Origin of the sequence: Streptomyces sp. NPDC020801 (assembly GCF_044334385.1) — a bacterium.
Classification (GTDB): Bacteria; Actinomycetota; Actinomycetes; order Streptomycetales; family Streptomycetaceae; genus Streptomyces.
The window spans coordinates 291,091-316,648 of the sequence record NZ_JBIRST010000006.1 but is presented as its reverse complement, the minus strand read 5'-3'; the positions used below and the strand labels follow the sequence as shown (position 1 = coordinate 316,648).

Annotated in this window: 23 protein-coding genes; 8 read left to right on the top strand and 15 right to left on the bottom strand. The window is 72.5% G+C overall.

Annotated elements, in window-relative coordinates; all coding sequences use genetic code 11:
- Positions 1–9 precede the first annotated feature (9 nt).
- From ACH4UM_RS15520 to pdhA, 3 genes are read right to left on the bottom strand one after another with little or no spacing between them, the layout of a single operon-like run.
- On the bottom strand, positions 10–1,446 hold the full coding sequence (locus ACH4UM_RS15520) for a dihydrolipoamide acetyltransferase family protein (protein ID WP_398178368.1): 1,437 nt from the start codon (positions 1,444–1,446) through the stop codon (positions 10–12).
- Positions 1,446–2,450, bottom strand: a complete 1,005-nt coding sequence (locus ACH4UM_RS15515; RefSeq protein ID WP_398178365.1) for an alpha-ketoacid dehydrogenase subunit beta — start codon at positions 2,448–2,450, stop codon at positions 1,446–1,448. Before ACH4UM_RS15515 ends, ACH4UM_RS15520 begins: the two co-directional genes overlap by 1 nt.
- Positions 2,447–3,592, bottom strand: coding sequence for a pyruvate dehydrogenase (acetyl-transferring) E1 component subunit alpha (gene pdhA, locus ACH4UM_RS15510; RefSeq protein WP_398178362.1), 1,146 nt, complete (start codon positions 3,590–3,592; stop codon positions 2,447–2,449). The genes ACH4UM_RS15515 and pdhA overlap by 4 nt, the downstream gene beginning before the upstream one ends.
- A gap of 190 nt (positions 3,593–3,782) precedes the next feature.
- Between pdhA and ACH4UM_RS15505 the strand changes: the two genes are divergently transcribed.
- Positions 3,783–4,262, top strand: a complete 480-nt coding sequence (locus ACH4UM_RS15505) for an Lrp/AsnC family transcriptional regulator (protein WP_398178667.1) — start codon at positions 3,783–3,785, stop codon at positions 4,260–4,262.
- Positions 4,263–4,274: 12 nt separating this feature from the next.
- Here ACH4UM_RS15505 and ACH4UM_RS15500 read toward each other — a convergent pair whose 3' ends face one another.
- Complete coding sequence (locus ACH4UM_RS15500) at positions 4,275–4,865, bottom strand: TetR/AcrR family transcriptional regulator (RefSeq protein WP_398178359.1); 591 nt, start codon at positions 4,863–4,865, stop codon at positions 4,275–4,277.
- Positions 4,862–6,376, bottom strand: coding sequence for a 3-hydroxyacyl-CoA dehydrogenase (locus ACH4UM_RS15495; protein WP_398178356.1), 1,515 nt, complete (start codon positions 6,374–6,376; stop codon positions 4,862–4,864). The genes ACH4UM_RS15500 and ACH4UM_RS15495 overlap by 4 nt, the downstream gene beginning before the upstream one ends.
- A 172-nt stretch (positions 6,377–6,548) precedes the next feature.
- Between ACH4UM_RS15495 and paaN the strand changes: the two genes are divergently transcribed.
- Positions 6,549–8,279 carry a phenylacetic acid degradation protein PaaN gene (paaN, locus tag ACH4UM_RS15490; protein ID WP_398178353.1) on the top strand — a complete coding sequence of 577 codons (1,731 nt, stop codon included), beginning with the start codon at positions 6,549–6,551 and terminating at the stop codon, positions 8,277–8,279.
- A 16-nt stretch (positions 8,280–8,295) separates the two neighbouring features.
- On the opposite strand, the gene ACH4UM_RS15485 is transcribed toward paaN, so the two are convergent.
- The 3 genes from ACH4UM_RS15485 to ACH4UM_RS15475 are packed head-to-tail and all read right to left on the bottom strand — an operon-like array spanning position 8,296 to position 11,236.
- Positions 8,296–9,042: a TrmH family RNA methyltransferase gene (locus ACH4UM_RS15485; protein ID WP_398178350.1), complete on the bottom strand. Its 747-nt coding sequence runs from the start codon at positions 9,040–9,042 to the stop codon at positions 8,296–8,298.
- Positions 9,039–10,247: an HTTM domain-containing protein gene (locus ACH4UM_RS15480; protein ID WP_398178347.1), complete on the bottom strand. Its 1,209-nt coding sequence runs from the start codon at positions 10,245–10,247 to the stop codon at positions 9,039–9,041. Before ACH4UM_RS15480 ends, ACH4UM_RS15485 begins: the two co-directional genes overlap by 4 nt.
- On the bottom strand, positions 10,244–11,236 hold the full coding sequence (locus ACH4UM_RS15475; protein WP_398178344.1) for a DUF5819 family protein: 993 nt from the start codon (positions 11,234–11,236) through the stop codon (positions 10,244–10,246). The genes ACH4UM_RS15480 and ACH4UM_RS15475 overlap by 4 nt, the downstream gene beginning before the upstream one ends.
- 413 nt (positions 11,237–11,649) lie before the next feature.
- Here ACH4UM_RS15475 and paaA point away from each other — a divergent pair, with 413 nt between their 5' ends.
- The 6 genes from paaA to ACH4UM_RS15445 all read left to right on the top strand — a co-directional run bounded on the left by paaA (position 11,650) and on the right by ACH4UM_RS15445 (position 16,515).
- A complete protein-coding gene (paaA, locus tag ACH4UM_RS15470) occupies positions 11,650–12,675 on the top strand; it encodes a 1,2-phenylacetyl-CoA epoxidase subunit PaaA (RefSeq protein ID WP_398178341.1) in 1,026 nt (341 codons plus the stop codon).
- Positions 12,672–12,959 (top strand): 1,2-phenylacetyl-CoA epoxidase subunit PaaB, encoded by a 288-nt coding sequence (gene paaB / locus ACH4UM_RS15465; RefSeq protein ID WP_398178338.1) that lies wholly within the window; start codon positions 12,672–12,674, stop codon positions 12,957–12,959. Before paaA ends, paaB begins: the two co-directional genes overlap by 4 nt.
- Entirely contained in the window at positions 12,956–13,675 is a 720-nt protein-coding gene (paaC, locus tag ACH4UM_RS15460; RefSeq protein WP_398178335.1) for a 1,2-phenylacetyl-CoA epoxidase subunit PaaC, read from the top strand. The genes paaB and paaC overlap by 4 nt, the downstream gene beginning before the upstream one ends.
- Positions 13,669–14,223, top strand: a complete 555-nt coding sequence (gene paaD / locus ACH4UM_RS15455) for a 1,2-phenylacetyl-CoA epoxidase subunit PaaD (protein WP_398178332.1) — start codon at positions 13,669–13,671, stop codon at positions 14,221–14,223. Before paaC ends, paaD begins: the two co-directional genes overlap by 7 nt.
- Complete coding sequence (locus tag ACH4UM_RS15450; RefSeq protein ID WP_398178330.1) at positions 14,223–15,287, top strand: 2Fe-2S iron-sulfur cluster-binding protein; 1,065 nt, start codon at positions 14,223–14,225, stop codon at positions 15,285–15,287. Before paaD ends, ACH4UM_RS15450 begins: the two co-directional genes overlap by 1 nt.
- 85 nt (positions 15,288–15,372) lie before the next feature.
- Complete coding sequence (locus ACH4UM_RS15445; RefSeq protein WP_398178327.1) at positions 15,373–16,515, top strand: acyl-CoA dehydrogenase family protein; 1,143 nt, start codon at positions 15,373–15,375, stop codon at positions 16,513–16,515.
- 49 nt (positions 16,516–16,564) lie between these two features.
- On the opposite strand, the gene ACH4UM_RS15440 is transcribed toward ACH4UM_RS15445, so the two are convergent.
- The 7 genes from ACH4UM_RS15440 to ACH4UM_RS15410 form a co-directional block, all read right to left on the bottom strand.
- Complete coding sequence (locus ACH4UM_RS15440) at positions 16,565–16,894, bottom strand: rhodanese-like domain-containing protein (RefSeq protein WP_398178664.1); 330 nt, start codon at positions 16,892–16,894, stop codon at positions 16,565–16,567.
- A gap of 83 nt (positions 16,895–16,977) precedes the next feature.
- Positions 16,978–17,826, bottom strand: a complete 849-nt coding sequence (locus tag ACH4UM_RS15435) for a hypothetical protein (RefSeq protein ID WP_398178324.1) — start codon at positions 17,824–17,826, stop codon at positions 16,978–16,980.
- Positions 17,827–17,947: 121 nt separating this feature from the next.
- Positions 17,948–19,393: a DUF2252 domain-containing protein gene (locus ACH4UM_RS15430; protein WP_398178322.1), complete on the bottom strand. Its 1,446-nt coding sequence runs from the start codon at positions 19,391–19,393 to the stop codon at positions 17,948–17,950.
- Between the two features lie 199 nt (positions 19,394–19,592).
- A complete protein-coding gene (locus tag ACH4UM_RS15425) occupies positions 19,593–20,714 on the bottom strand; it encodes a HoxN/HupN/NixA family nickel/cobalt transporter (protein WP_398178319.1) in 1,122 nt (373 codons plus the stop codon).
- Between the two features lie 347 nt (positions 20,715–21,061).
- Entirely contained in the window at positions 21,062–21,718 is a 657-nt protein-coding gene (locus ACH4UM_RS15420) for a DUF305 domain-containing protein (RefSeq protein ID WP_398178317.1), read from the bottom strand.
- 95 nt (positions 21,719–21,813) lie between these two features.
- Positions 21,814–22,272, bottom strand: coding sequence for a DUF6153 family protein (locus tag ACH4UM_RS15415; RefSeq protein WP_398178314.1), 459 nt, complete (start codon positions 22,270–22,272; stop codon positions 21,814–21,816).
- 328 nt (positions 22,273–22,600) lie between these two features.
- A complete protein-coding gene (locus ACH4UM_RS15410; RefSeq protein ID WP_398178311.1) occupies positions 22,601–25,444 on the bottom strand; it encodes a heavy metal translocating P-type ATPase in 2,844 nt (947 codons plus the stop codon).
- Positions 25,445–25,558 lie beyond the last annotated feature (114 nt).

Below are 25,558 nucleotides of genomic sequence, written 5' to 3'. Positions count from 1 at the left end.
GCCTCGGCGTCACACAGTGCGCAGCAGCACCGCCGGCTGTTCAACGCAGTCCGCCACATACCGGAGGAAACCGCCCGCCGTACCGCCGTCGCACACCCGGTGGTCGAAGGTGAGCGAGAGCTGGACGACCTGCCGTACCGCCAGCTCGCCCGCGTGCACCCACGGTTTGTCGACGATGCGGCCGACGCCCAGCATGGCCGCCTCGGGGTGATTGATGATCGGCGTGGAGCCGTCGACTCCGAAGACTCCGTAGTTGTTCAGCGTGAAGGTCCCGCCGGTGAGTTCTCCGGGCGTGAGGGTGCCGGCGCGGGCCGCCTCGGTCAGCCGGGCGAACTCGGCGGTCAGCGACTCGGCGTCCCGCGCGTGCGCGTCCCGTACGACCGGGACGACGAGCCCGCGCTCGGTCTGTGCGGCGAAGCCCAGATGGACGTGGTCGAGCCGGATTACCTCCCTGGCCTCCATGTCGACGGTCGAGTTGAGCTCCGGATGGCGGGCGAGCGCGGCCATGCAGATCCGGGCGATGAGCGCGAGCAAGGAGATCTTCGGTCCCCCGGACGCGTTCATGGCGGCCCGGGCGCGCATCAGCTCCGTCGCGTCGGCGTCCACCCAGCAGGTCGCGTCCGGTATCTCACGACGACTGCGGGAGAGCTTGTCGGCGACGGCACCGCGGACGCCCTTGAGGGGGACGCGGGTGCCGGACGCCGCCCGGGCCGGTGCCTGGGCCAGGCCCGCACGAGTGGCCGCCCCGGCCATGTCCGCCGCGGACGTCTCTGCCACGGGCGCGTGGGCCGGGGCCGCGGCCGTCCGGCCGAGCGCCGTGCCGGCCCTGAGGGCGTCCTCGACGTCCGCGCGCAGGATCAGCCCGTCCGGCCCGGAGCCGGACAGCTGCCGCAGGTCCACGCCGTGCTCCCGCGCGAGCCTGCGCACGAGCGGCGAGATCACGGGGACGGGGCCGTCGGCGCTCCGCTCGGCCACCGCCGCCCGGACGGCACCCGCGCGCGACGCCCGGTTGCCGACCGTGGGCGCCGGGCCCACGCTGCCGACCGTGGGCGCCGGGCTCCCGTTCGCCCTCGTCGCTGTGTTCCGCGCCGCCGGCTTGGCCGGTGCCGGGCGCACCCTGCGGCGTCGTGCCGGCGGGGCGCCCGTGCCGTAGCCGACCAGGACGTTGCCGGAGCCCTCGGTCTCGCCACCGGCGGCCGGCTCCCCGACCGCCACGGTCAGCAGGGGCGCTCCGACGGGAAGTTCCGTGCCCTCCTCGCCGAAACGGGCGGTGACCACACCGCCGTAGGGGCAGGGCACCTCGACCATCGCCTTGGCCGTCTCGACCTCGACGACCGGCTGGTCGACGGCGACGACGTCGCCCACCTCGATCAGCCAGCGGACGATCTCCGCCTCGGTGAGCCCCTCCCCGAGGTCGGGGAGCTTGAACTCCAGCACCTGTGCCATCAGCTCTCGGCCTCCCACTGCAGACGCGCGACGGCGTCCAGGATGCGGTCGACGCCGGGCAGATGGTGCCGCTCCAGCATCGGCGGCGGGTAGGGGATGTCGAACCCCGCCACGCGCAGGACCGGTGCCTCCAGGTGGTGGAAGCAGCGCTCCGTGACACGGGCGGCGATCTCCCCGCCCGGGCCGCCGAAGGAGCCGGACTCGTGCACGACGACGGCGCGCCCGGTGCGCCGTACCGACGCGCACACCGTCTCGTCGTCGAACGGCACCAGCGAGCGCAGGTCGACGACCTCCAGGTCCCAGCCCTCGGCCCGGGCCGCCTCGGCGGCTTCGAGGCAGACGGGCAGGGACGGGCCGTAGGTGATCAGCGTGGCGCTCCCGCCGGTGCGCCGCACCACCGCCCGGCCTATCGGTTCAACGGTCTGCGGGTCGTCGGGGTTCCAGGAGTCCTTCGACCAGTACAGCCGCTTGGGTTCGAGGAGGACGACCGGGTCGTCGGAGGCGATGGCGGCGCGCAGCAGCCCGTAGGCGTCGGCCACGGTCGCGGGCGTGACGACATGGAGCCCCGGAGTCGCCATGTAGTACGCCTCGGAGGAGTCGCTGTGGTGCTCGACGCCGCCGATGCCGCCGCCGTAGGGCACGCGGATCGTGATCGGCAGGGGCATCCTCCCGCGGGTGCGGTTGCGCATCTTCGCCACATGGCTGAGGAGCTGTTCGAACGCGGGGTAGGCGAAGGCGTCGAACTGCATCTCGACGACCGGGCGCAGGCCGTACATGGCCATGCCGACGGCGGTGCCGAGGATGCCGGCCTCGGCCAGCGGTGTGTCCGTGCAGCGGTCCTCGCCGAACTCCCTGGCGAGTCCGTCGGTGACCCGGAAGACACCGCCGAGGGTGCCGACGTCCTCCCCCATGACGTGCACGGTGGGGTCGGCGGCCATCGCGTCGCGCATCGCGCGCGTGAGGGCCTGGGCCATGGTGGCCGGCTTGAGCGCGACGGTGGTCATCGGGCCGTACCCTCCTCGGACTCGGCCTCGGCCGCGAGTTCGGCGCGCAACAGGGCCTGCTGCTCACGCAGTTGCGGGGTGGGCTCGGCGTAGACGTGGGCGAACAGGTCCGCGGGGTCGAGCGCCGGGTCCTGGTTCATGCGCTCGCGCAGCCGCGCGGCCATCGTCTCGGCCTCCTCGCGGGCGGCCGCGATGCCGTCCTCGTCGAGCAGACCGCGCCCGGTCATCTCCCGCTCCAGCAGGGCGATCGGGTCGTGTCCGCGCCAGGCCTCGACCTCGGCGTCGCCGCGGTAGCGGGTGGCGTCGTCGGCGTTGGTATGCGCGTCGATGCGGTAGGTCACGGCCTCGACGAGGGTCGGACCGCCTCCCGCGCGTGCGTGCCGTACGGCGTCGGTGAGCACCTCGTGCACGGCGACGGCGTCGTTGCCGTCGACCAGGCGGCCCGGTATGCCGTACCCGACGGCCTTGTGGGCCAGGGAGGGTGCGGCGGTCTGCTTGGCCAGCGGGACGGAGATGGCGAAGCCGTTGTTCTGTACCAGGAAGACGACCGGAGCCTGCCAGACGGCGGCGAAGTTCAGCGCCTCGTGGAAGTCGCCCTCGCTGGTGCCGCCGTCGCCGACCATGGCCAGCGCGACCACGTCGTCGCCCTTGAGACGGGCGGCGTGCGCGAGGCCGACGGCGTGCGGCAGCTGGGTGGCGAGCGGAGTGGACAGCGGGGCGACCCGGTGCTCGTAGGGGTCGTAGCCGGTGTGCCAGTCGCCGCGCAGCAGCGTGAGGGCCTCGACGGGGTCCACGCCGCGGGCCACGGCGGCGAGCGTGTCGCGGTAGCTGGGGAAGAGCCAGTCGCGCTCCTCGAGGGCCAGCGCGGAGGCGACCTCGCAGGCCTCCTGACCGGTGCTGGAGGGGTAGACGGCGAGGCGGCCCTGCTTGGTGAGGGCGGTGGCCTGGGTGTTGTACCGGCGGCCGAGCACCAGCTGCGCGTGCAGACGGCGCAGCAGCTCCGGGTCGGCCTTCGCGGCCGCCTCCGTCCCGAGGACGCGGTAGGGCTCCGCGTCGGGCAGCAGCGGCGCGGGGTCGGTACGGGGCTGCCAGGCGGGCGGCGGCGAGGGCCGGTACGCACCCCGCTGCTCCATGACCGTCATGACGGCACCTCCTCGTGGGAGCGGCTACGGGAGGCGCGTCGGCTGTGACCCGCCTCACCTACCGATTGTTCGGTCGCCGGCACATTTTGGCTACAGGCAGCCCCAGGCTGTGGACAAACGGTTCTCCACAGCATGGGATGGACGCAGTACGTCCATGGCGGAGAGGCGGGGGGACATGGCACCTGAACAAATGGCCGAGAGCCCGGACGGCGCGGTCCTGCCGCCGCGCCCGCTGGACGCCATTGATCAGGACATCCTGCAAATGCTCCAGACGGACGGCCGCGCCTCGATACGGTCGGTCGCCGAACGGGTCCACGTCTCGCGCGCCAACGCCTACGCCCGTATCAACCGTCTGATCGAGGACGGCGTCATCCGGGGCTTCGGGGCCCGGGTCGACCACGAACGCGCGGGGCAGGGCACGTCGGCGTACATCACGCTGAAGATCGTGCAGAACTCATGGCGCACGGTGCGCGAACAGCTCAGGCAGCTCCCCGGCGCATCCCACATCGCGCTGGTGGGCGGCGACTTCGACGTGCTGCTCCTGGTGCACACCCCGGACAACCGGGCGCTGCGCGAGGTGGTGCTGACCCGGCTCCAGGCGATCCCCGAAGTGCTCAGCACCCGTACGCTGCTGGTTTTCGAGGAGGAGGACCTGGAGCCGCAGGGGTGACCCGCACGGGTCTCAGCCGTCCTTGCGCAGCCCGCCGAAGACCAGCCGCGCCACCGCGTCGGCCACTTCGCGCTGGCCCGAACCGCGCCCGTCGGGCCGGTACCACTCAACGATCGAGTTGATCATCCCGAAGACGAGCCGGGTGGCCAGGCGCACCTCCACGTCACCGCGTACGTCCCCGTCCGCGGCCGCCGCCTTGAGCAGCTCGGCCACCCGGTGGTCGAACTCACGGCGCCGCTCCAGCGCCCACCGCTCGGTCGCGGTGTTGCCGCGCACCCGCAGCAGCAGCGTCACGTAGGGCAGTTCGTCGATGAGCACCTCGACCATGCGGCGCACGACGTACTCCAGCCGCTCGGCGGCGAGCCCCACGCGCGCGGGTTCCTCGGCGAGGATCGCGAAGAGCCCGTCCAGTGCCCGGCTGACCGCCCGGCGCAGCAGCTCCTCCTTGCCGGCCACGTGGTGGTAGATCGACGACTTGGAGATGCCGGCCGCCCTGGACAGATGCTCCATGGAAGTGCCGTCGTAGCCGCGCTCGTTGAAGACCTGCACGGCCACGGACAGCAGCGTCTCGGGGGTGTACGTGTCGCGTTTGGCGGTGGTCATGAGGTGCCCTCCCGCTTCTCGGAGGCGTACGCGTGGCGGTACAGCGCGAGCGACGGGGCGTAGCGTCCGGACGGGTCGCGCAGGTGCAGGTCGTCCAGGAGGCCGTAGGCCCAGGTCCGGCCGAGCCGGCGGCCCCATTCGAAGGGTCCGAGGGGGTAGTTGACGCCCAGGCGCATCGCGGTGTCGATGTCCTCCTCGGTGGCCACGCCCTTGGCGACGGCGTCGAGCGCCAGGTCCACGATCCGGGCGACCGTCCGGGCGACGATCATGCCGGGGACGTCACCGATGACGCTGACGTCCTTGCCGAGCGCCTGGAAGAGGCCGACGGCCTCCGCGAGGGTCTGCTGGGAGGTGTCCTGGGAGGCGGACAGGGCGACCCGGGTGGCGCGGCGGTAGTCGAGCGCCAGGTCGAAGTAGACGACGTCCCGGAACTCCACCGAGGTCTGCCCGTCGGCGAGGACCAGATGGCCGCCGCTGGGCAGCACCAGCCGGTCGCCCTGGTCCTCGTCCTCCTCGCGCACGGGGATGCCCGCCTCGCGGATCAGTGCCGGCAGCTCGGACGCCGGGCCCAGGTCGCCCTCGGTGACGACGTACGCGGGCGCCTGGCACCGCTCCGCGGTGTGCGGCTCGGGGCGCTCGGCGGCGTCGCCGTAGTCGTACCACCCGTGCCCGCTCTTGCGGCCGAGCCGGCCGGACTCGACCAGGCGCCGCTGGGCGAGCGAGGGCGTGAAGCGGACGTCCTGGAAGAAGGACTGCCACACGGAGTGCGTGACGGACTCGTTGACGTCCTGGCCGATCAGGTCGGTCAGCTCGAAGGCGCCCATCCTGAACCCGCCGCACTCGCGCAGGACGGCGTCGATGGTGGTGGGGTCGGCGGCCTGGGCCTCGTAGACGGCGAAGGCCTCGGCGTAGAAGGGGCGAGCGATGCGGTTGACGATGAAGCCGGGAGTGTCCGCGCAGGCGACCGGCGTCTTGCCCCAGGCGCGGGCCGTCTCGTACGCGCGCGTGGCCGACGTGACGTCGGTGGCGAAGCCGGAGACGACCTCCACCAGCGGCATCAGCGGGGCCGGGTTGAAGAAGTGCAGGCCCACGAAGCGGCCCGGGTTGCGCAGCGCACCGCCGATGGCGGTCACCGAAAGGGAGGAGGTGTTGGTGGCGAGCAGGCAGTCCTCGCCGACGATGCCCTCGAGCTCCCTCAGCAGCTCCTGCTTGGCGTCCAGCCGCTCCAGGACGGCCTCGACGACCAGGGAGCAGTCCGCGAGCTCGGCGAGACGTGTGGCGGGATTCAGCCGGGCGCGCGCCGCGTCCCGGTCGGCGCCGGTGAGCCGGTCCTTCGCCACCAGCCGGTCGAGCCGGGCGCCGATCGCGGCGGCCGCCTCCCGCGCCCGCCCGGGCACGGTGTCGTACAGGCGTACGGGATGGCCCGCGACCAGCGCGACCTGGGCTATGCCCTGGCCCATGGTGCCGGTGCCGACGACGGCCACGGGGCTGCTGAGGTCCAGTGCTGTCATGAGCGCGATCCTCCCGCACGGCGTTTTCCACAGACGCGGCGGACCCCCTTGTCCCGACCGATCGTTCGGTTACTCTAACCCTGTCCGCCTGTTCCTGCCCATGGTCACGACCATGGCTCTGCCCAGGTCATGAGCTCGACGAGGAGCTCTTGAGACGAGGAGTTGGTCCCGCATGCCCGCCGAACTGACCGCGCACGAGCTGATCGCCAGGCACCGGCCCACCCTGGACCAGGCGCTGGAGGCGATCCGCACACGCGCGTACTGGTCGCCCCACCCCGAGCACCCCAAGGCCTACGGGGAGCACGGCAGCCTGGACGCGGCCGCGGGCAAGGCCGCCTTCGACGCCCTCCTGGGCACCCGCATCGACCTCGGCCAGCCCGGCACGGACGGCTGGGTCGGCGGCGAGGTCTCGCCGTACGGCATCGAACTGGGCGTGACCTACCCGCACGCGGACGTCGACGTGCTGCTGCCCGCCATGAAGGCCGGCCAGCGCGCGTGGCGGGACGCGGGCGCGGAGGCGCGCGCCGTGGTGTGCCTGGAGATCCTGAAGCGGATCAGCGACCGGACGCACGAGTTCGCGCACGCGGTCATGCACACCTCCGGCCAGGCCTTCATGATGGCGTTCCAGGCGGGCGGCCCCCACGCCCAGGACCGAGGTCTGGAGGCGGTGGCCTACGCGTACATGGAGCAGGTCCGCACCCCCGCCACCGCCGAGTGGACCAAGCCGCAGGGCAAGCGCGACCCGCTCGCCCTCACCAAGGACTTCACGCCGGTCCCGCGCGGTGTCGCGCTGCTCATCGGCTGCAACACCTTCCCGACGTGGAACGGCTACCCGGGCCTGTTCGCCTCCCTCGCCACCGGCAACGCGGTCCTGGTCAAGCCCCATCCGCGCGCGGTGCTGCCGCTCGCCCTCACGGTGCAGACCGCCCGCGAGGTGCTCACCGAGACCGGCTTCGACCCGAACCTGGTGGCGCTGGCCGCCGAACGTCCCCAGGCTCCCGGCTCCGCTCGGGCAGGGGAGACCCCACTCGGCGAGGGCATCGCCAAGACCCTGGCCACCCGCCCCGAGATCCGCATCATCGACTACACCGGCTCGACGTCCTTCGGTGACTGGCTGGAGGCCAACGCCCGCCAGGCGCAGGTCTACACCGAGAAGGCCGGCGTCAACTCGGTCGTCGTGGAGTCGACCGACAACTACAAGGGGATGCTGTCCAACCTGGCCTTCTCGCTGTCCCTGTACAGCGGCCAGATGTGCACCACCCCGCAGAACCTGCTGATCCCGCGCGACGGAATCCGCACCGACGAGGGCCCCAAGTCCTTCGACGAAGTGGCCGCGGATCTCGCCAAGTCGGTGGACGCCCTGCTCGGCGACGACGCCCGGGCGAACGCTCTGCTCGGCGCGATCGTCAACCCGGACGTCAAGGCCCGCCTGGAGGCCGCGTCGGCTCTCGGGGAGGTCGCCCTCGCCTCCCGCGAGGTGGCCAACCCGGACTTCCCGGGCGCGGTCGTCCGTACGCCGGTGATCGTGAAGCTGGACGGTGCCAAGCCGGACGCCGAGGCCGCCTACATGAGCGAGTGCTTCGGCCCCGTCTCCTTCGCCGTCGCCGTCGACTCGGCCGCCGACGCGGTGGAGCTCCTGCGCCGTACGATCCGCGAGAAGGGCGCGATGACGGTGGGTGCCTACACCATCGACGAGGAGGTCGAGCAGTCGGTGCGGGAGGTGTGCCTGGAGGAGGCCGCCCAGCTGTCGCTGAACCTCACCGGCGGGGTGTACGTCAATCAGACCGCCGCCTTCTCCGACTTCCACGGCTCGGGCGGCAACCCGGCGGCCAACGCGGCCCTGTGCGACGGGGCGTTCGTGGCGAACCGCTTCCGGGTGGTGGAGATCCGCCGGGAGGCGTAGCCGCGGGAACGGCCCGTCAGAGTGCGCCCCCGGTGGCGCTCCAGTGGTACAGCGTCATCGCCACACTGGTGGCGAGGTTGTAACTGGAGACCTGGGGGCGCATCGGCAGGGCCACCAAGTGGTCGGCCCGGGCACGGAGTTCGTCGGACAGCCCGCTGCGTTCGGAACCGAAGGCGAGCACCGCGTCGTCGGGCAGCCTCAGCCCGCGGATGTCCTCGCCCTCCGGGTCGAGCGCGAACAGCGGCCCGCGCGGCAGCTCCTCCACGGTCAGCCGCTCCACGGCGGTCGCGAAGTGCAGCCCCGCCCCACCGCGCACCACCGTCGGATGCCAGGGGTCCAAAGTGCCCGTGGTGACCACTCCGGTCGCCCCGAAACCGGCGGCCAGCCGGATCACCGCCCCCGCGTTGCCCAGGTTGCGCGGCTGGTCCAGCACCACGACCGGCGCGCTGCGGGGCGTTTGCGCCAGTGCCCGCAGATTCGCCTCCCGCGGGGGCCGAACGGCCAGGGCGGCCACTGCGGTGGGATGTGGCCGCGGCACGAGGCAGGCGTACGTCTCGGGCGGCACCTCGGCCAGCAGGTCGTCCAGCGCCTCCCGTACGTCGGGGGCCAGTTCGCCGGCAAGGGCGAGTGCCGCCCGCCGGTCGACGGCGACCGCCACCGGCACCTCGGCCCCGAAGCGCACCGCGTGCTTGAGGGCGTGGAAGCCGTCGAGCAGCACGGAGGTGCCGGCGAGCCGGCGCCAGGTCCGTACGGGGTCGTTCATACCGGGAAGCCTACGTGGGCCGGCTCGCTGTCCTGCGGCGAGCGCGACTGACCGGGCAGCGCACGGGCGCGCCGCGGCAGTCGCGCACGCGCGCGTGCCACCCGGTCGCCCAGCCGGAGCAGGAACGGCGTCGGCAGGAACACCGCGTCCGTCGCGATCATCGCCAGCGAGAAGAACGGCAGCCCCAGGACGACCGCGATCACGGCGTGCTCGGTCATCATGGCCGCCAGCAGGACGTTCTTGACCCGCCGGTTGAACAGTGTGAACGGGAAGGCGACCTGCACGATCACCGTCCCGTAGGTCACGAGCATCACGAGCGTGCCGTTGGCGGACAGCAGGTCGGCGAGTGCGGGCCAGGGCGAGAAGTAGTCCAGGTGGAGCGGGTAGTACACGGCGGTGCCGTCCTGCCACCTCGAACCCTGGATCTTGTACCAGCCGGCCGTCGCGTAGATCAGGCACGCCTCAGCCATGATCACGAACAGGGCGCCGTTGTGCACGATGTCGGCGACGACGTCGAGCAGGATCCGCGGCTCGGCCCGCCCTCCACGGCGCCCGACGACCCACCACAGGGCCTGGCCCAGCCACACGGCCCACAGGAGCGCGGGCACGAACCACTCGCCCTCCGTCCTTCCCGCCGCGGTCACCACGGCCAGGACCAGCCCGAGCACGCTCCACAGAGCGGGACCGGCCCGGTCGGGGGTCCGCTCCCCCCGCGCGCGTGCCGCCCGCGTGCGCCGGGCTCGCCGTGCGTCCAGCGACCAGACCTGACCACAGCGGGTGAAGAGCAGGTAGAGCGCCATCAGATGCAGGACGTTGTCGCCGCCGTCGCCCACGAACACGCTGCGGTTCTGCAGCGAGAGCACACCGAGCATGAACAGCACGGACATCGTGCGGGTGCGCCAGCCCAGCATGAGCAGCAGGCTCGACAGCACGGCCAGCGCGTAGACGGTCTCGAACCAGAACTGGCCCCGGGACCACATCAGGGCCGAGAAGGCGCCGTTCTCGGAGATCAGCTGCTGGGCGAGGGACCAGCTCCACGGGCCGTCGGGGCCGTACAGCTCCTGGCGGTGGGGGAACTCGCGCAGCAGGAAGAGCAGCCAGGTGGCGGAGAAGCCGATGCGTATCACGGCCGTCTGGTACGGGCCGAGGGCCGCTTCGGTGACCCGCCCGATGCCCCGGGAGACCGAGAGCGCGAGCCGGTTCACCGCACACCTCCCCGGGCCTCGGCGGCCGGGACCACCCACCAGGGCAGCAGGTGGTACGCGGGCGTCTGCGACACCTTCTCCTTGCTCCACTTGGGCGGGGGCACGTCAGTGGTACGGCCGCGGACCTGGACGCGTTCGACGACGCCACCCGCACCGGCCGCGTGGTCGCGGTCCAGGCGCAGCACGACGATGCGGCGCAGATACTGCTCCGCCAGCGCGCCGCGCAGACCCATCGGCCGGTCGTCGCTGTCGTGCGTGGCCCCGTAGAAGTCGAAGGCCCGGCGCAGTTCGTTCTGCTGGGTGTGGCTGGGCAGCACATTGCCGTCGATGGCCCGGCCGTCCTGGGCGGACAGGTCGTACCAGCCCGTGGTGCGGGTCTCGCCACCCGTCGTACGGACCTCGGCGCGCACCTGGACCGCTATGTCCTGCTGCAACGGGTTCGGCGCGAACAGCTTCCAGTTCTGCTCGAACTCCGGATAGACCCACTCGTCGACGGCCTTGCCGTGCTGCCTGGTCACCGTGTTCGGGGGCGCGACGTGCAGGAACACCATGCCGAGGTGCACACAGGCGGCCACCGCGACCACCGCGAGCGCCAGCGCCGCGCCGACCTGGTAGGGAGGCGACAGCGCGGCGATCCCACCCCGCGACCCGGTGCGCGGCCCGGGAGCGGCGTCGGGCGGGAAGGCGGGCTCGGGCACGGGAGCGGCGTCGGGCACAGGATGGGAAGCGCCGGCTGCGCAGGGGGGAGCACCAGGGCCAGGAGTAGGGCCGTGGGCAGGGGCAGGGGCAGGGGCAGGTACTGCCGACGGTGCTGCGGAGGCGGATGCGGGCGTGGTTGTGGATGTGGATGTGGATGCGAGTCCGGCGGACGAGGCGTCGTCGGGATCAGCCGGGGGCCGGTCCGGCAGGCCCGGCAGGCCCGGCCCGCCGGTCCCTCCCGGCCCGTGCCGCCCGTCCGGGGCGTTCGAGTCCTCGTCGTGCGCGTCCATTCCGCCCCGTCTTTCGATTCCGGTCCGTCTTCCGGCCGCCGCCCGGCCGCAGGGCGGCGCAGCCCCACGCGCACCGCTCCCCGGCGCCGCACCGGAACGGTACTCAGGCCCGCCCGCCGGGCACACCCCCCGGCCCCTTCCGGCTCCCTCCGGCAGCCCCGGCGAGCGCCGCTCGCGGCGCCACCCGGCCGGCCGTCACCCGTACGGCACCGCGGCGGCGCACCGCCGCGTCCGGGCAGCCGGCGCGCGCTCCGCGAGCGGGCCCTCGGCAGACGTCCCGCAGGTTGTCCACAGGGGCGCCCGCAGTTGTCCACAGCGGTTGACACCCTACGGCGGCGGACCGCACCATTGAATCCGCCCGGACCGAACGATCGGTCGGGAGAATCGGAGAAGTCGAGGTCGAGGGGGACCGCATGGCGACAGCAGCCGCGCACCGGACGGCCGGCACCCCGGCGTACGGCGCCTCGGACGGCGCCACGGGCAGCGACGCCCACCAGCGCGCCTTCGACGCGGCCGTGGCCGCCGACGAGCGCATCGAGCCGCGGGACTGGATGCCCGACGCCTACCGCGCGACGCTGGTCCGGCAGATCGCCCAGCACGCCCACTCCGAGATCATCGGCATGCAGCCGGAGGCCAACTGGATCACGCGCGCTCCGTCCCTGCGCCGCAAGGCCATCCTCATGGCCAAGGTCCAGGACGAGGCGGGCCACGGCCTGTACCTCTACAGCGCGGCCGAGACCCTCGGCACCAGCCGGGACGAGCTGCTCGACAAGCTGCACAGCGGCCGCCAGAAGTACTCCTCGATCTTCAACTACCCGACGCTGACCTGGGCGGACGTCGGCGCGATCGGCTGGCTGGTGGACGGCGCCGCGATCACCAACCAGGTGCCTCTGTGCCGCTGCTCCTACGGTCCGTACGCGCGCGCGATGGTCCGCATCTGCAAGGAGGAGTCCTTCCACCAGCGGCAGGGCTACGAGCTGCTGCTGGCGCTCAGCCGCGGCACCCCCGAGCAGCACGCGATGGCCCAGGACGCGGTGGACCGCTGGTGGTGGCCGTCGCTGATGATGTTCGGCCCGCCCGACGACGCCTCCCAGCACTCCGAGCAGTCGATGGCCTGGAAGATCAAGCGCCATTCGAACGACGAGCTGCGCCAGCGCTTCGTCGACATCTGCGTCCCCCAGGCCGAGAGCCTTGGCCTCACCCTCCCCGACCCGGACCTGAAGTGGAACGAGGAGCGGGGTCACCACGACTTCGGCGCCATCGACTGGACGGAGTTCTGGGACGTCCTCAAGGGCAACGGCCCGTGCAACGAACAGCGCATCGCCCAGCGCCGGCGGGCGCACGACGAGGGCGCCTGGGTACGGGATGCGGCCGCGGCCCGCCACCACGGCACTGATACCGGCAAGCACACCGGTCGGACGGGAGTGAAGCAGGCATGACCAACACCGAGTGGCCACTGTGGGAGGTCTTCGTGCGCTCCCGGCGCGGCCTGTCCCACACCCACGCCGGCAGCCTGCACGCCCCGGACGCGGAGCTGGCCCTGCGCAACGCGCGTGACTTGTACACCCGGCGCGGCGAGGGCGTCTCGATCTGGGTCGTCCCGTCCGCGGCGATCACGGCCTCCTCACCGGACGAGAAGGACCCGTTCTTCGAACCGTCCGCCGACAAGCCCTACCGGCACCCGACCTTCTACGAGATCCCGGAGGGGGTGAAGCACCTGTGACCGCCACTGTCGCCACGACGGCCGCCCTCGCCCTGGGCGACGACGCCCTGGTGCTCTCCCACCGGCTGGGGGAGTGGGCGGGTCACGCGCCCGTCCTGGAGGAGGAGGTCGCCCTCGCCAACATCGCCCTAGACCTGCTGGGCCAGGCCCGCGTGCTGCTGTCGATGGCCGGGGACGAGGACGAACTGGCGTATCTGCGCGAGGAGCGCGCCTTCACCAACCTCCAGCTCGTGGAGCAGCCCAACGGCGACTTCGCGCACACGATCGCCCGCCAGCTGTACTTCTCCACCTACCAGCACCTGCTGTACGCCGAACTTGCCGCCCAGGACAGCGAGTTCGCCCCGCTCGCCGGGAAGGCCGTCAAGGAGGTCGCCTACCACCGCGACCACGCCGAGCAGTGGACGCTGCGGCTCGGCGACGGCACGGACGTCAGCCACGAGCGGATGCAGCGGGCCTGCGGCGCGCTGTGGCGGTTCACCGGGGAGATGTTCCAGCCGGTGCCCGGCCTGGACGTCGACCGGCCGGGAATGGAGGCGGCCTGGCTGGAGTCCGTGGGGGACGTGCTGCGCCGGGCCACCCTGACCCTGCCCGAGGGTCCCCGGTCCGGGGCGTGGTCGGCGGGCGCGGGCCGGCAGGGCCTGCACACCGAACCCTTCGGCCGGCTGCTCGCCGAGATGCAGCATCTGCACCGCAGCCACCCGGGGGCGTCATGGTGACCTCCACGACCCCTCTGGAGACGGAGCTGCTGCGGCTCGCGGGCTCGGTGCCCGACCCGGAGCTGCCCGTGCTCACGCTGCACGAACTGGGCGTGGTCCGCGCGGTGCGGATGCTCGGCGAGGACGCGGTCGAGGTGGAGATGACCCCGACCTACACCGGCTGCCCGGCGATCGAGGCGATGTCCCTGGACATCGAGCGGGTGCTGCGCGAGCACGGCGTAGGGGAGGTCACCGTCCGCACGGTGCTCTCCCCCGCATGGTCTACGGACGACATTACGGCCGAAGGGCGGCGCAAGCTGCGGGAGTTCGGCATTGCGCCGCCCCGCACGCGGGCTGCCGCGGGAGCAGTCCCGCTGGAGCTGGGCCGCACCCGCACACTCGCCCAGGAGCCGCAGCGGTCCGGCACGGCCGGCCCGGACCCCGTCCACTGCCCGCACTGCGGATCGGCCGACACCGAGCTGCTCAGCCGGTTCTCCTCCACCGCGTGCAAGTCGCTGCGGCGCTGCCTGGCCTGCCGCGAACCGTTCGACCACTTCAAGGAGGTGTGATGGCCCGCTTCCACCCGCTCGCCGTGACTGCGGTCGACCGGCTCACCGACGACTCCGTGGCGCTCACCTTCGCGGTGCCGCCCGAGCTGCGCGAGGAGTACCGGCACGCGCCGGGCCAGCACCTCGCGCTGCGCCGGGTGACCGACGGGGCCGAGATCCGGCGGACGTACTCGATCTGCTCGCCTGCGCCGGAGCCGGACGGCGAGGGACCGCGGACCCTGCGGGTCGGGGTGCGGCTGGTGGACGGCGGCGCCTTCTCCACGTTCGCGCTGAAGGAGATCAACGTCGGCGACGAGCTGGAGGTGATGACCCCCGCGGGCCGCTTCACACTGCCGCCCGCGCCCGGACTGTACGCCGCGGTCGTCGGCGGCAGCGGCATCACCCCGGTGCTGTCCATCGCCTCCACCTTGCTGGCCCGCGAGCCGGCGGCCCGCTTCTGTCTGATACGCAGCGACCGGACGGCCGCCTCGACGATGTTCCTGGAGGAGGTCGCGGACCTGAAGGACCGCTATCCCGAGCGGCTGCAGCTGGTGACGGTGCTGTCCCGGGAGGAGCAGCAGGCGGGGCTGCCCTCCGGGCGGCTCGACCAGGAGCGGCTCACCGGGCTGCTTCCGGCGCTGCTGCCGGTGCCGGAGGTGGCGGGGTGGTTCCTGTGCGGGCCGTACGGACTGGTGCAGGAGGCCGAGCGGGCCCTGCGGGGACTGGGTGTGGCCCGGTCCCGGATCCACGAGGAGATCTTCCACGTCGACGCCGGTACGGCCTCCGGAACGGTGGTCGCGGCCCCCGCGCACAGCACGGTGACGGTCCGCCTGGACGGCCGCGGCGGGACCTGGCCGGTCGCGGAGGGGGAGACGCTGCTGGAGACGGTGCTGCGCAACCGCCCCGACGCGCCCTACGCCTGCAAGGGCGGCGTGTGCGGAACGTGCCGGGCCTTCCTGGTGGCGGGCGAGGTGCGGATGGAGCGCAACTTCGCGCTGGAGCCCGAGGAGACCGAGGCGGGGTACGTGCTGGCGTGCCAGTCGCACCCGGCCACGGAGAAGGTGGAGCTGGACTTCGACCGCTGAGCGACGTCCGGGCCGTTCCCTTCTTCTAGAACCTGTTCTATCTTGACGCCCCGTCAGTTCAGCGGAGGCGCGGGAGGGCAGGACCGTGGACTTCACCTTCACCGAGGAGCAGCAGGCAGCGGCCGAGGCGGCGAAGGGGGTGTTCGCCGGGGTCGCACCGGACAGCGTGCCCAGTCCGGCGCTGACCACCGGCGCCGTCGCCGACGACTTCGACCGTGCGCTGTGGGTCCGCCTCGCCGAGGCGGACCTGCTGAGTCTGCTGCTCGCCGAGGAGTTCGGCGGCGCGGGCCTGGACGCCATCGCGCTGTGCCTGGTGCTGCGCGAGTCGGCGAAGGTACTGGCCCGGGTGCCGCTCCTGGAGCACACCGCGGCCGCGGCGGCCGTACAGGCCTACGGCGGTGAGGAGTTGGCGTCCGCCCTGCTCCCCCGGGCCGGCCGGGGCGAGACGGTGCTCACCGTCGCCGCGCACGGCCGCACCGGCCACGACCCGGCCGAACTCGCCGTCACCGCACGGCGGGACGGTGAGATGTGGGAGCTGGACGGTGTGCAGACCGCGGTGCCGTGGGCCCACGGCGCCGACGCGGTCCTCGTCCCCGCGCACACCGGTGACGACCGTGCGGAGCGCAGCGTGCTCGCGCTTGTCCCCCGAGACCACGGGGGCGCCGTACTCGCCGAGCAGTTCTCCACCACCGGCGAACGACTCGGCGAGCTGCGGCTGGAATCCGCGCGGATCCCGGCCCACCACGTGATCGAGGCCGACGGCGCCTGGGAGTGGCTGCGCGCGCTGCTGGCCACCGGGACCTGTGCGCTGGCACTCGGGCTCGGCGAGCGGGTGCTGCGCATGACCAGCGACTACACCGGCAAGCGGGAACAGTTCGGGTATCCGATCGCGACCTTCCAGGCCGTCGCCGTGCAGGCCGCGGACCGTTACATCGACCTGCGCGCCATGGAGGCCACGCTCTGGCAGGCAGCATGGCGGATCGCCTCGGGCGCGCAGGGCGCGCTGCCCGCCACGGGAGACGTCGCCGTGGCCAAGATCTGGGCCGCGGAGGGCGTGCGCCGGGTCGTGCAGACCGCGCAGCACCTGCACGGGGGGTTCGGCGCCGACACCGACTACCCCCTGCACCGCTACCACGCCTGGGCCAAGCACCTCGAGCTGTCGCTCGGCCCGGCGGCAGCGCACGAGGAGGCACTGGGAGACCTGCTGGCGGCGCATCCGCTGGGCTGACCCGGGCACACCCCCGGGGTCCGGTCGGGAGCGCGGCCGCCCCCCGGCCTCACAGGACGTGGCCGGGCTGCCCCTCCTCGGTCACGACGGGCCGGCCCGCGGCCGCCCACACCTGCATGCCGCCGTCGACGTTCACCGCGTCGATGCCCTGCTGCACCAGGTACATCGCGACCTGCGCCGAGCGCCCGCCGGATCGGCAGATCACATGGATCCGGCCGTCCTGGGGAACCGCCTCGGTCAGCTCACCGTACCGGGCCACGAACTCACTGATGGGAATGTGCAGCGCCCCCTGGGCGTGACCGGCCTGCCACTCGTCGTCCTCTCGGACGTCCAGCAGGAAGTCGCCGTCCTTGAGGTCCGTCACCTCGACCGTGGGCACACCAGCTCCGAAATGCATGGTCCGACGCTACCCGAAGGAACTCGCGGAGAAGTCGCCGCACGGGTGGGCGCGGGTGAAGGAGGTCACTCCTCGTCCAGCAGCACCGTCAGTTCCGACTCCCGCTCCGCGACCTCGTTGCGCAGCTGCTCGGCGATCTCGCCGAGAAGGCGGTCGGGGTCCTCGGGGGCCAGCCGGAGCATCGCGGCGATCGCGCTGTCCTCCAGCTCCCTGGCGACGAGCGTGAGCATCTCCTTGCGCCGGGTGAGCCACTCCAGGCGGGCGTAGAGCTCCTCGGCGCGGCTCGGGGGCTGCTCCTCGGGCTTCGGGCCGGCGGCCCACTCCTCGGCGAGCTCACGCAGCTCGGCCTCGTCGCCACGGGCGTAGGCGGCGTTGACCCGGGTGATGAACCCCTCACGCCGCTTGCGCTCGTCGTCCTCCTGCGCCAGATCGGGGTGGGCCTTGCGGACCAGCTCGCGGTAGAGGCGGCGGGCCTCCTCGCTGGGCCGCACCCGCTGCGGGGGCCGTACCGGCTGGTCCGTGAGCATCGCGGCGGCCTCCGGAAACAGCCCGTCCCCGTCCATCCAGCCGTGCAGCAGCTCCTCGACACCGGGAATCGGCAGCAGCCCGGCCCTCGCCTCCTGCGCCTTGCGCAGGTCCTCGGGGTCGCCGGTGCGCGCGGCCCTCACCTCGGCGATCCGCGCCTCCAGCTCCTCGAGCCGGGCGTAGAGCGGGCCGAGCCTCTGGTGGTGCAGCCGGGAGAAGTTCTCGACCTCCACCCGGAAGGTCTCCACCGCGATCTCGTACTCGATGAGCGCCTGCTCGGCGGCCCGCACGGCCCGCTCCAACCGCTCCTCGGGCCGCGCCGCAGCACCTTCGGACGCCGCCGGAGCCGCTCCGGCGACGTCACCCTGCTCAGCTTCCGGGGTCGTCACCCGACCAGACTAGCGCCGCACCCGCCAGGGCCCGCGCCCCCCGCGGCGGGACCTCCGGCACAGGACTCCCGCCGGACCCACTCACCACCCGGCAAGCCGCCCAGGCGCTCGGCACACCTCCCTACACCCCCATCTCCGCCGCGATCCGCCCCGCTCGCACCGCGGCCACCAGCTCCGCGTGGTCCGCTTCCGTGCGGTCGGCATAGGCGACGGCGAACGCGGCGACGGCCTCGTCCAGTTCCTCGTTCTTGCCGCAGTAGCCGGCGATCAGCCGGGGGTCGGCGCTGTGGGCGTGGGCACGGGCGAGCAGGGCGCCGGTCATCCGGCCGTAGTCGTCCATCTGGTCGGCGGCGAGTGCCGCCGGGTCGACGCTGCCCTTGCGGTTGCGGAACTGCCGTACCTGGAAGGGCAGTCCGGCGACCGTCGTCCAGCCCAGCAGGATGTCGCTCACCACCTGCATGCGCTTTTGGCCGAGCACCACCCGCCGCCCCTCGTGCTCCGCCTCGGGCGCCTGGAAACCGGCCTCCACCAGGTGCGGCACCAGCGCCGACGGTCTTGCCTCCTTCACCTGCAGCACCAGCGGTTCGCCGCGGTGGTCCAGCAGCAGCACCACGTACGACCGGGTGCCCACGCTGCCCGTGCCGACCACCCGGAACGCCACGTCGTGCACCGCGTGGCGGGCCAGCAGCGGGAGGCGGTCCTCCGAGAGCGTGGCCAGGTACTGCTCCAGCGACGCAGCCACCGCCGCGGCCTCCGCGTCCGGCACCCGCCGCAGCACCGGCGGCGCGTCCACGAAACGGCGCCCGCCTTCCTCGCCCGGCTCGGTCGACTTGGCCGCGAAGCGCCCGCTGGTGTTGGCCCGGGCCTTCTCCGAGACCCGCTCCAGCGTGCCGAGCAGGTCGTGGGCGTCGGTGTGGGAGACGAGCTCCTCGTCCGCGATGGCGTTCCACGCGTCCAGGACCGGGAGCCCGGCCAGCAGCCGCATGGTGCGCCGGTAGGCGCCCACCGCGTCCCGGGCGGCATCGCGACAGCTGTCCTCGTCACAGCCCGCCTCCCGGCCCGCGAGGACGAGCGAGGCGGCGAGCCGCTTGAGGTCCCACTCCCAGGGGCCCGGGGCCGTCTCGTCGAAGTCGTTGAGGTCGATGACCAGGCCGCCGCGCGCATCGCCGTACAGGCCGAAGTTGGCCGCGTGGGCGTCTCCGCATATCTGGGCCCGGACGCCGGTCATGGGCGTGCGGGCCAGGTCGTGGGCCATGAGCCCGGCCGAACCGCGCATGAACGCGAACGGCGTCGCCGCCATCCGGCCCACCCGGATCGGGGTGAGCTCCGGGATCCGGCCGAGGTTGGACTCCTCGACGGCCGCCACCGCGCCGGGACGGCCGGCGTCCGCCTCGAACCCCGCGTGCGCGGACCGTGCGACGCGCTGCCGCAGCGCCTTGCCCTCCGCCTTCGGCGAACCGTCCACGGGCCACCGCGCGAACCCGGGCACCACCGGTACCCGCCCACCGCTCCCCGCGCTCTGCCCGGCCCCCACCGCCGCACCCGCATCCACCGTGACCCCGGTCATCCCGACCGCCTCCCCCGCGCATGAACGAACATCAACTCGAGCCGACCGTACAGCCGGCGGCGAAGACGCGTCAGGCCCTGTGGACAACCCATACGAAGGTCCTCACCCGGGACGTTCGCCACACACGACGAAGCCCCGCAGGTCCGGGACCCACGGGGCTTCCCGCCGTGGGGAACCGGCGGAATGCGCTGATCACGCGCTACGAAGTCGTACTGGACAGGGGCGCCGATTCGGCGCGGGAGGGGTACCGCTCGTCGTAGCGGCGCAGTTTCCAGACCACGACGGAACCGATCCAGGTCATCAGGAAGGTGACGACGATGACGACGCCGATGGTGTTGAGGTCGATCCCGGCCAGCCACGACCAGGGCGCCCGGTCGGCGGCGCCCAGCTGTTCGGCGAGCAGTGTGGCCAGCTCGACCGTACCGACCACGAACGCCACGAAGATCGACAGGCCGGTCATGGTGAGGTTGTAGTAGATCTTGCGGACCGGGTTGGAGAAGGACCACTCGTACGCCTTCGCCATGAACACCCCGTCGGTGGTGTCCATCAGGCTCATGCCGGCCGCGAAGATCAACGGCAGCGCGATGATGGCGAGCGGCGGCAGCGTACCGTCCGCCGCCGAGCCGGCCGCCAGCCCCAGTGCACCGACCTGGGTCGCCGTGTCGAAGCCGAGCCCGAAGAGCAGACCCACGAAGTACAGCTGCCAGCTGTGCTCGATGAACTTGTTGTAGCGGCCCCTGAAGACGCGGTTCATCAGACCGCGGTCGGAGAGGAGCTGCTCGAGTTCCTCGGGCTGGTGGCGGCCTTCCTTCGCCTCACGCCAGGTTCGGAAGATCCCGCCCAGGACCTTGAGGTTGAGCGCGGCGATCGCGTAGAGGAAGACCCCTGAGACCAGGGTGCCGATGACGCCGCCGATGTCGGCGAATCCCGCCTGGAAGCGGTTGGCGGCCTGGGCGGCGAAGGCGATGGCGACGGACAGGCCGAAGACGACGGAGGAGTGGCCGAGCGAGAAGGCCAGGCCGAGGCCGAGCGGACGCCTGCCCTTCTGCAGCAGGTAGCGGGTGGTGTCGTCGATGGCCGAGATGTGGTCGGCGTCGAAGGCGTGCCGCATGCCGAGCGTGTACGCCAGTCCGGCCGCCCCGGCGTACAGGAGGGTGCCCTGGCTGTCGGCGAGGTCCTGGTAGCGGGCGTTGTAGTACGCGAACAGGCCGAAGCCCGCGACGTGCAGTACCGCGATGAAGCCGTACATCGCGACAAGACGGCGGATCTCGCCTCGGTCGAACCGGCGGTTCGACCGGGTGACAGCGGCCTTTGTGCTCATGGGCAGCCTTCCCTCGCCACGACGTGACCATGCCTTAATGCGTCTGCACTCCAGCTGCAAATCATACGCAAGAAGCCGCGGCCCTCTGTTACCGGTGTTCGGAACCCGCCCGGTCACGGATTGGGTGGCCGGCTGGACGCCGGCCGCGGCGGACGCCGGATGCGGCCGGCGTGGCCCAGCACACGACCACCCGGTCCCGGCACACGACCACCCGGTCCCGGCACACGACCACCCAGTCCCGGCACACGACCGCCCAGTCCCGACACAGTACGGCCGGGCCCCGCGCAGGACCGCCCGGGCGCGGCGGCGAGAGCCTCTCCGCCCGGGCGGTCAGCGGGTGACGCGGCTCAGAGCCGGTCGAGGATGCTCTGGAGCTGCTTGACCTCGGCCGACTGGCTCGTGGCGATGGCGCCGGCCATCTTCGTGGCGCCGGCGTTCCTGCCCTTCTTCTGCTCGTCCTTGGCCATGGTGATCGCACCCTTGTGGTGCTGGATCATCATCTGCGCGAACATCTTGTCGAACCCGGCGCCCTTCATGGACTTGAGTGCCTTCATGTCCTTGTCGGACATCATGCCGTCGTTGCCCATGTGCATTCCGGGCATGTCACCCAAGGCGGTGGGCTTGCCCCAGGAGCGCAGCCAGCCGGTCATCGTGTTGATCTCGGGGCCCTGGGCCTTCTTGATCTTCGCTGCGATGTTCTTGAGGTCGGGGTCGGAAGCGCGGCCGTCCGCCAGCTCGGCCATCTCCACCGCCTGCTTGTGATGCGGGATCATCATCTGCGAGAAGGTGACGTCCGCGTCGTTGTGGTCCGCGGCGGAAGCGGTGTTGCCGGCCTGGGCGGTCGCTGTCGCCGAGCCGGCGCCGCTGCCGTGGTCCGCGCCGCTCATACCGTCGTCCTTGTTGTCGCCGCAGGCGGCGAGCAGCAGGGCTCCCGCCGCGACGACGCTCGCGGCAGCGATACGGCGGGCGGACGTCCCGCGCAGGGCGCGCGTGAAGGCAGTCATGTTCGATCTCACCTCGTGATGGTTCGGTTCTCGGTCTGTTCGGGGCACGTCGGGCGCGCGGACTCGCGCAGGGCGAATCCGCCAGGCGCGGCGGCCTAAAGACGGAGAACCGACAGCTGAGCGAGATCAGGTGGGCGGGGCGGCGGGTTGGGGCGCACCACCACAGGTCCGCCGAGAAGCGAGGTCGCCGTCCGGTCGGCGCAGCGGGCCAGCGCGGAGCGCACCAGCGCGGTGAGCACCCAGGCGCTGAGCAGCACCGCCACGCACAGCGACAGAATGTCCATCGGCACAAGGGGCGTGTGTGGCGTTCCCCACTGTCCGGAGGCGTCCCCGTGGGCCGGCTCCATGAACGCCGATGCCCCGGCGTGGGCGTCCGCGTCCGCGCGAGGGGCGGTCTCCATCGCCATGGGCGCCGCGTGCGACGGCGAGCCGACGGCCGATGCCGAAGAGCAGTCCGGATGGCCCAGCGTGTGCATGAGGAGGACACCGAGTGCGAGCACGACGACGAGCAGCAGGTGCCCGAAGGCGCCTCCTGTCCGTTGGTGCCGGCTCATGGTCACCGTGGGACCTCCGCCCAGGAATCGCTGTCCTGCGACTGTACGCAAGCGGCATCGATCATGTTCAACGTACTCGCTCCTGGACGGCGGTGGCCGCGGACCGTTGTCGCCCGCAGCACAACGAGGACCGGCCACCCGCCGTGACGTCGAAGTCTTCACGAGCTTCGACAGCACCGGGCCTTCCTCGTGGCGCCGGCAATGCGGGAGACCCCGCGGACCTGGCCTTCGACCTTGTGCAGGCGCGCCGGGTGGCCGGCCCTGCGCCCGGCGTATCCGGGATTCCGGGTGTGCGGCCCGCGGGTGTGGTGGGGAGCAGGGGTGGCGGTCACCGTGGTTCGCCTCCCTCGCGGGTGCCGCCGGACGCGGTCGCGGTGTAGCGGAGCGGGTCGGCGTCGAATGCGGCGGCGCACCGGGCGGAGCAGAAGTGGTAGGCGCCTGCGGCGGTGTGCCGCGTCCCGGGAGCGGAAGCCTTGTCGATGCTCATGCCGCAGACGGGGTCCACCACCCTGTTTCCGGCTGTCATGTCACTGGCCATGGCCCGGTCGTCACTGGTCATGGCCCGGTCGTCACTGGTCATGGCCCGGTCGGCCGCAGACTCCACACGAGGCTGTACGCGGGCGGGCCGGGCGCCGGGAAGCGGCTGGGGCCGCCAGCGGCGGAGCCGGGAGGCGTTGGTCACGACCGACAGGGAGCTGAGGGCCATGGCGCCGGCGGCGATGATCGGGCTGAGCCGGATGCCCCACAGCGGGTACAGGGCGCCGGCGGCGAGGGGGATGCCGACGGCGTTGTAGACGAGCGCGAAGAACAGGTTCTGCCGGATGTTGCGCATCGTGGCCCGCGACAGCCGGATCGCGGTGACGACGCCACTGAGGGAGCCGGAGATCAGGGTGATGTCGGCGGCCTCGATGGCGACGTCGGTCCCGGTGCCGATGGCCAGGCCGACGTCGGCGGCGGCCAGGGCGGGGGCGTCGTTGATGCCGTCGCCGACCATGCCGACGGTGCGGCCCTCGCCCTGCAGGCGGCGGATCTCGTCCGCCTTGTGCTCGGGCAGCACTTCGGCGAGCACCCGTGTGACGCCGACAGAAGCGGCGATGGCAGCGGCGGTGCGGGCGTTGTCCCCGGTGAGCATGACGACGTCGACGCCGAGACGCTGCAGGGCGGCGATGGCGGCGGCCGAATCGTCCTTGACGGTGTCGGCGACGGCGAGCACCCCGGCGGGCCGTCCGTCGACCGCGGCGAGGACCGGGGTCCTGCCCTCGGCCGAGAAGTGCGCCGCGACGGAGGTGAGCGCTGCCGTGTCCATGCCGACGTCGGCGAGGAGACGGTCGGTGCCGACCAGCACGGCGCGGCCGTCCACGGTGGCCCGGACGCCCTTGCCGGTGACCGAGTCGAAGCGGGTCGCGGCCGGCCACTCCAGGCCGCGCCCGCGGGCACCCGTCACGATGGCCTGGGCGAGGGGGTGTTCGCTGTCGGCCTCGGCCGCAGCCACCAGACGCAACAGCCCGGTCCCGTCGAACCCGCCGACGGGACGGACGTCGGTCAGGACGGGTTTGCCGGCGGTCACGGTGCCGGTCTTGTCCAGGACCACGGTGTCCAGCTTGTGGGCCGTCTCCAGGGCTTCGGCGGAGCGGATGAGGATGCCCGCCTGGGCACCCTTGCCCGTGCCGACCATCACCGACAGCGGGGTCGCCAGCCCGAGGGCGCACGGGCAGGCGATGATCAGCACGGCAACCGCGGAGACCAGGGCCAGGGTCAGTGCCGGGGGCGGCCCGAGGGCGAACCAGACGGCGAAGGTGCCGATCGCGATGGCGATGACCGCGGGCACGAAGTACGCCGACACGGTGTCCGCGAGCCGCTGGATGGGGGCCTTGGACGCCTGGGCCTGCTGCACCAGGCGGATGATCTGGGCGAGCATCGTGTCGGCGCCCACCTTGGCCGCCCGCACGCGCAGGGACCCGGTGCCGTTGACGGTGGCGCCGACGACCGTGTCGCCGGTGTGCTTGGTGGCGGGCATCGGCTCGCCGGTGACCATGGACTCGTCCACCGCGGAGGAGCCGGAGAGCACCTCGGCGTCGACCGGGATCTTCTCTCCGGGCCGGATGACGATTTCGTCGCCCACGCGCACGTCCTCGACCGGGATCTGAGTCTCGGTTCCGTCGCGTACCACGCGGGCGGTGCGGGCCTGCAGGCCCAGCAGAGCGCGGATCGCCTCGCCGGTGCCGGCCTTCGCGCGGGCCTCCAGCAGCCGTCCGAGCAGGATCAGGGTCAGGATGACGCCGACGGCCTCGAAGTAGACCTCGCGTACGTCTTCCGGCAGCAGCGCGGGGGCCAGGATGACCAGCAGGCTGTAGCCGTAGGCGGCGCTCGTGCCGAGGGTGATGAGGCTGTTCATGTCCGCGGCCCGGTGGCGCAGGGTCAGCCAGCCCGTCACGTGGATCGGCCATCCGGTGTAGAACATCACCGGGGTGATCAGCGCCAGCTGCAGCCAGTGGTTGAGCATCCAGGCAGGCACCCAGTCGGCGCCGAAGAGTTCGTGCGCCATCACGGCGGACAGCACCGGGGCGGTGAGCACCGCGCCCACCACCACCCTGCGGGTGAGGTCCTTGATCTCCGCCTGTCGTTCGGCGGCGTCCGCGGCCTCGGACTCGGCGGCCGTCCGTTCCGCTCCGGCCGGCGGCCCGCCGGCCCCGGGAGCAGTGGAGGCAGGTGCGGCCGGCACGAGGTCATGGCCCTCCGGGGCCGGTGGTGCAGGCCCCTCGGCCGGTTCGACGGCCGGTTCGACGGCCGGTTCGACGGCCGGTTCGACCAGCAGCGTGCCGTGGATCATGTTCATGCCGCAGGCGAAGCCGAAGGAACCCGGTCGGTCCGGGTTCAGCCGCACGGTGGTGCGGGTGTGGGCGGGCAGCCCCGCACCGACCCCGAGGTCGGGGAAGACGACACGGGAGGTGCATTCCCCGGCCTCCTGCCGGTCGAAGACCAGCTCCACCGGCGTGCCCTGGCGGACTTTGATCAGGTCGGGGGTGTAGCCGCCCCGTACCGTCACCTCCACCCGCTGCACACCGCCCTCCAGCCGGGCGGCACCGACGCGGCGCGGGCCGAAGAAGTACCGCCCCAGGGCGGCGATCAGCACGGCGGCCGCCAGGACGACAACGATCTCAAGGGCACCCATGGCCAACTCGCCTCCCTTGCCCGTGCACCTCCAGCCTGCGCGCCACTCCGCCTGCACGGTACGGGCGCAATGGTCCTGCGGCTTGGACCATCCGGCCCCGGACCCCCGCGCCGG

Coding starts and splice junctions, on each gene's coding strand:
- ACH4UM_RS15520 (WP_398178368.1), bottom strand. CDS start 1,446: ATGGCACAGGTGCTGGAGTTCAAGCTCCCCGACCTCGGGGAGGGGCTC.
- ACH4UM_RS15515 (WP_398178365.1), bottom strand. CDS start 2,450: ATGACCACCGTCGCGCTCAAGCCGGCCACCATGGCCCAGGCCCTCACG.
- pdhA (WP_398178362.1), bottom strand. CDS start 3,592: ATGACGGTCATGGAGCAGCGGGGTGCGTACCGGCCCTCGCCGCCGCCC.
- ACH4UM_RS15505 (WP_398178667.1), top strand. CDS start 3,783: ATGGCCGAGAGCCCGGACGGCGCGGTCCTGCCGCCGCGCCCGCTGGAC.
- ACH4UM_RS15500 (WP_398178359.1), bottom strand. CDS start 4,865: ATGACCACCGCCAAACGCGACACGTACACCCCCGAGACGCTGCTGTCC.
- ACH4UM_RS15495 (WP_398178356.1), bottom strand. CDS start 6,376: ATGACAGCACTGGACCTCAGCAGCCCCGTGGCCGTCGTCGGCACCGGC.
- paaN (WP_398178353.1), top strand. CDS start 6,549: ATGCCCGCCGAACTGACCGCGCACGAGCTGATCGCCAGGCACCGGCCC.
- ACH4UM_RS15485 (WP_398178350.1), bottom strand. CDS start 9,042: ATGAACGACCCCGTACGGACCTGGCGCCGGCTCGCCGGCACCTCCGTG.
- ACH4UM_RS15475 (WP_398178344.1), bottom strand. CDS start 11,236: ATGGACGCGCACGACGAGGACTCGAACGCCCCGGACGGGCGGCACGGG.
- paaA (WP_398178341.1), top strand. CDS start 11,650: ATGGCGACAGCAGCCGCGCACCGGACGGCCGGCACCCCGGCGTACGGC.
- paaB (WP_398178338.1), top strand. CDS start 12,672: ATGACCAACACCGAGTGGCCACTGTGGGAGGTCTTCGTGCGCTCCCGG.
- paaD (WP_398178332.1), top strand. CDS start 13,669: ATGGTGACCTCCACGACCCCTCTGGAGACGGAGCTGCTGCGGCTCGCG.
- ACH4UM_RS15450 (WP_398178330.1), top strand. CDS start 14,223: ATGGCCCGCTTCCACCCGCTCGCCGTGACTGCGGTCGACCGGCTCACC.
- ACH4UM_RS15430 (WP_398178322.1), bottom strand. CDS start 19,393: ATGACCGGGGTCACGGTGGATGCGGGTGCGGCGGTGGGGGCCGGGCAG.
- ACH4UM_RS15425 (WP_398178319.1), bottom strand. CDS start 20,714: ATGAGCACAAAGGCCGCTGTCACCCGGTCGAACCGCCGGTTCGACCGA.
- ACH4UM_RS15420 (WP_398178317.1), bottom strand. CDS start 21,718: ATGACTGCCTTCACGCGCGCCCTGCGCGGGACGTCCGCCCGCCGTATC.
- ACH4UM_RS15415 (WP_398178314.1), bottom strand. CDS start 22,272: ATGAGCCGGCACCAACGGACAGGAGGCGCCTTCGGGCACCTGCTGCTC.
- ACH4UM_RS15410 (WP_398178311.1), bottom strand. CDS start 25,444: ATGGGTGCCCTTGAGATCGTTGTCGTCCTGGCGGCCGCCGTGCTGATC.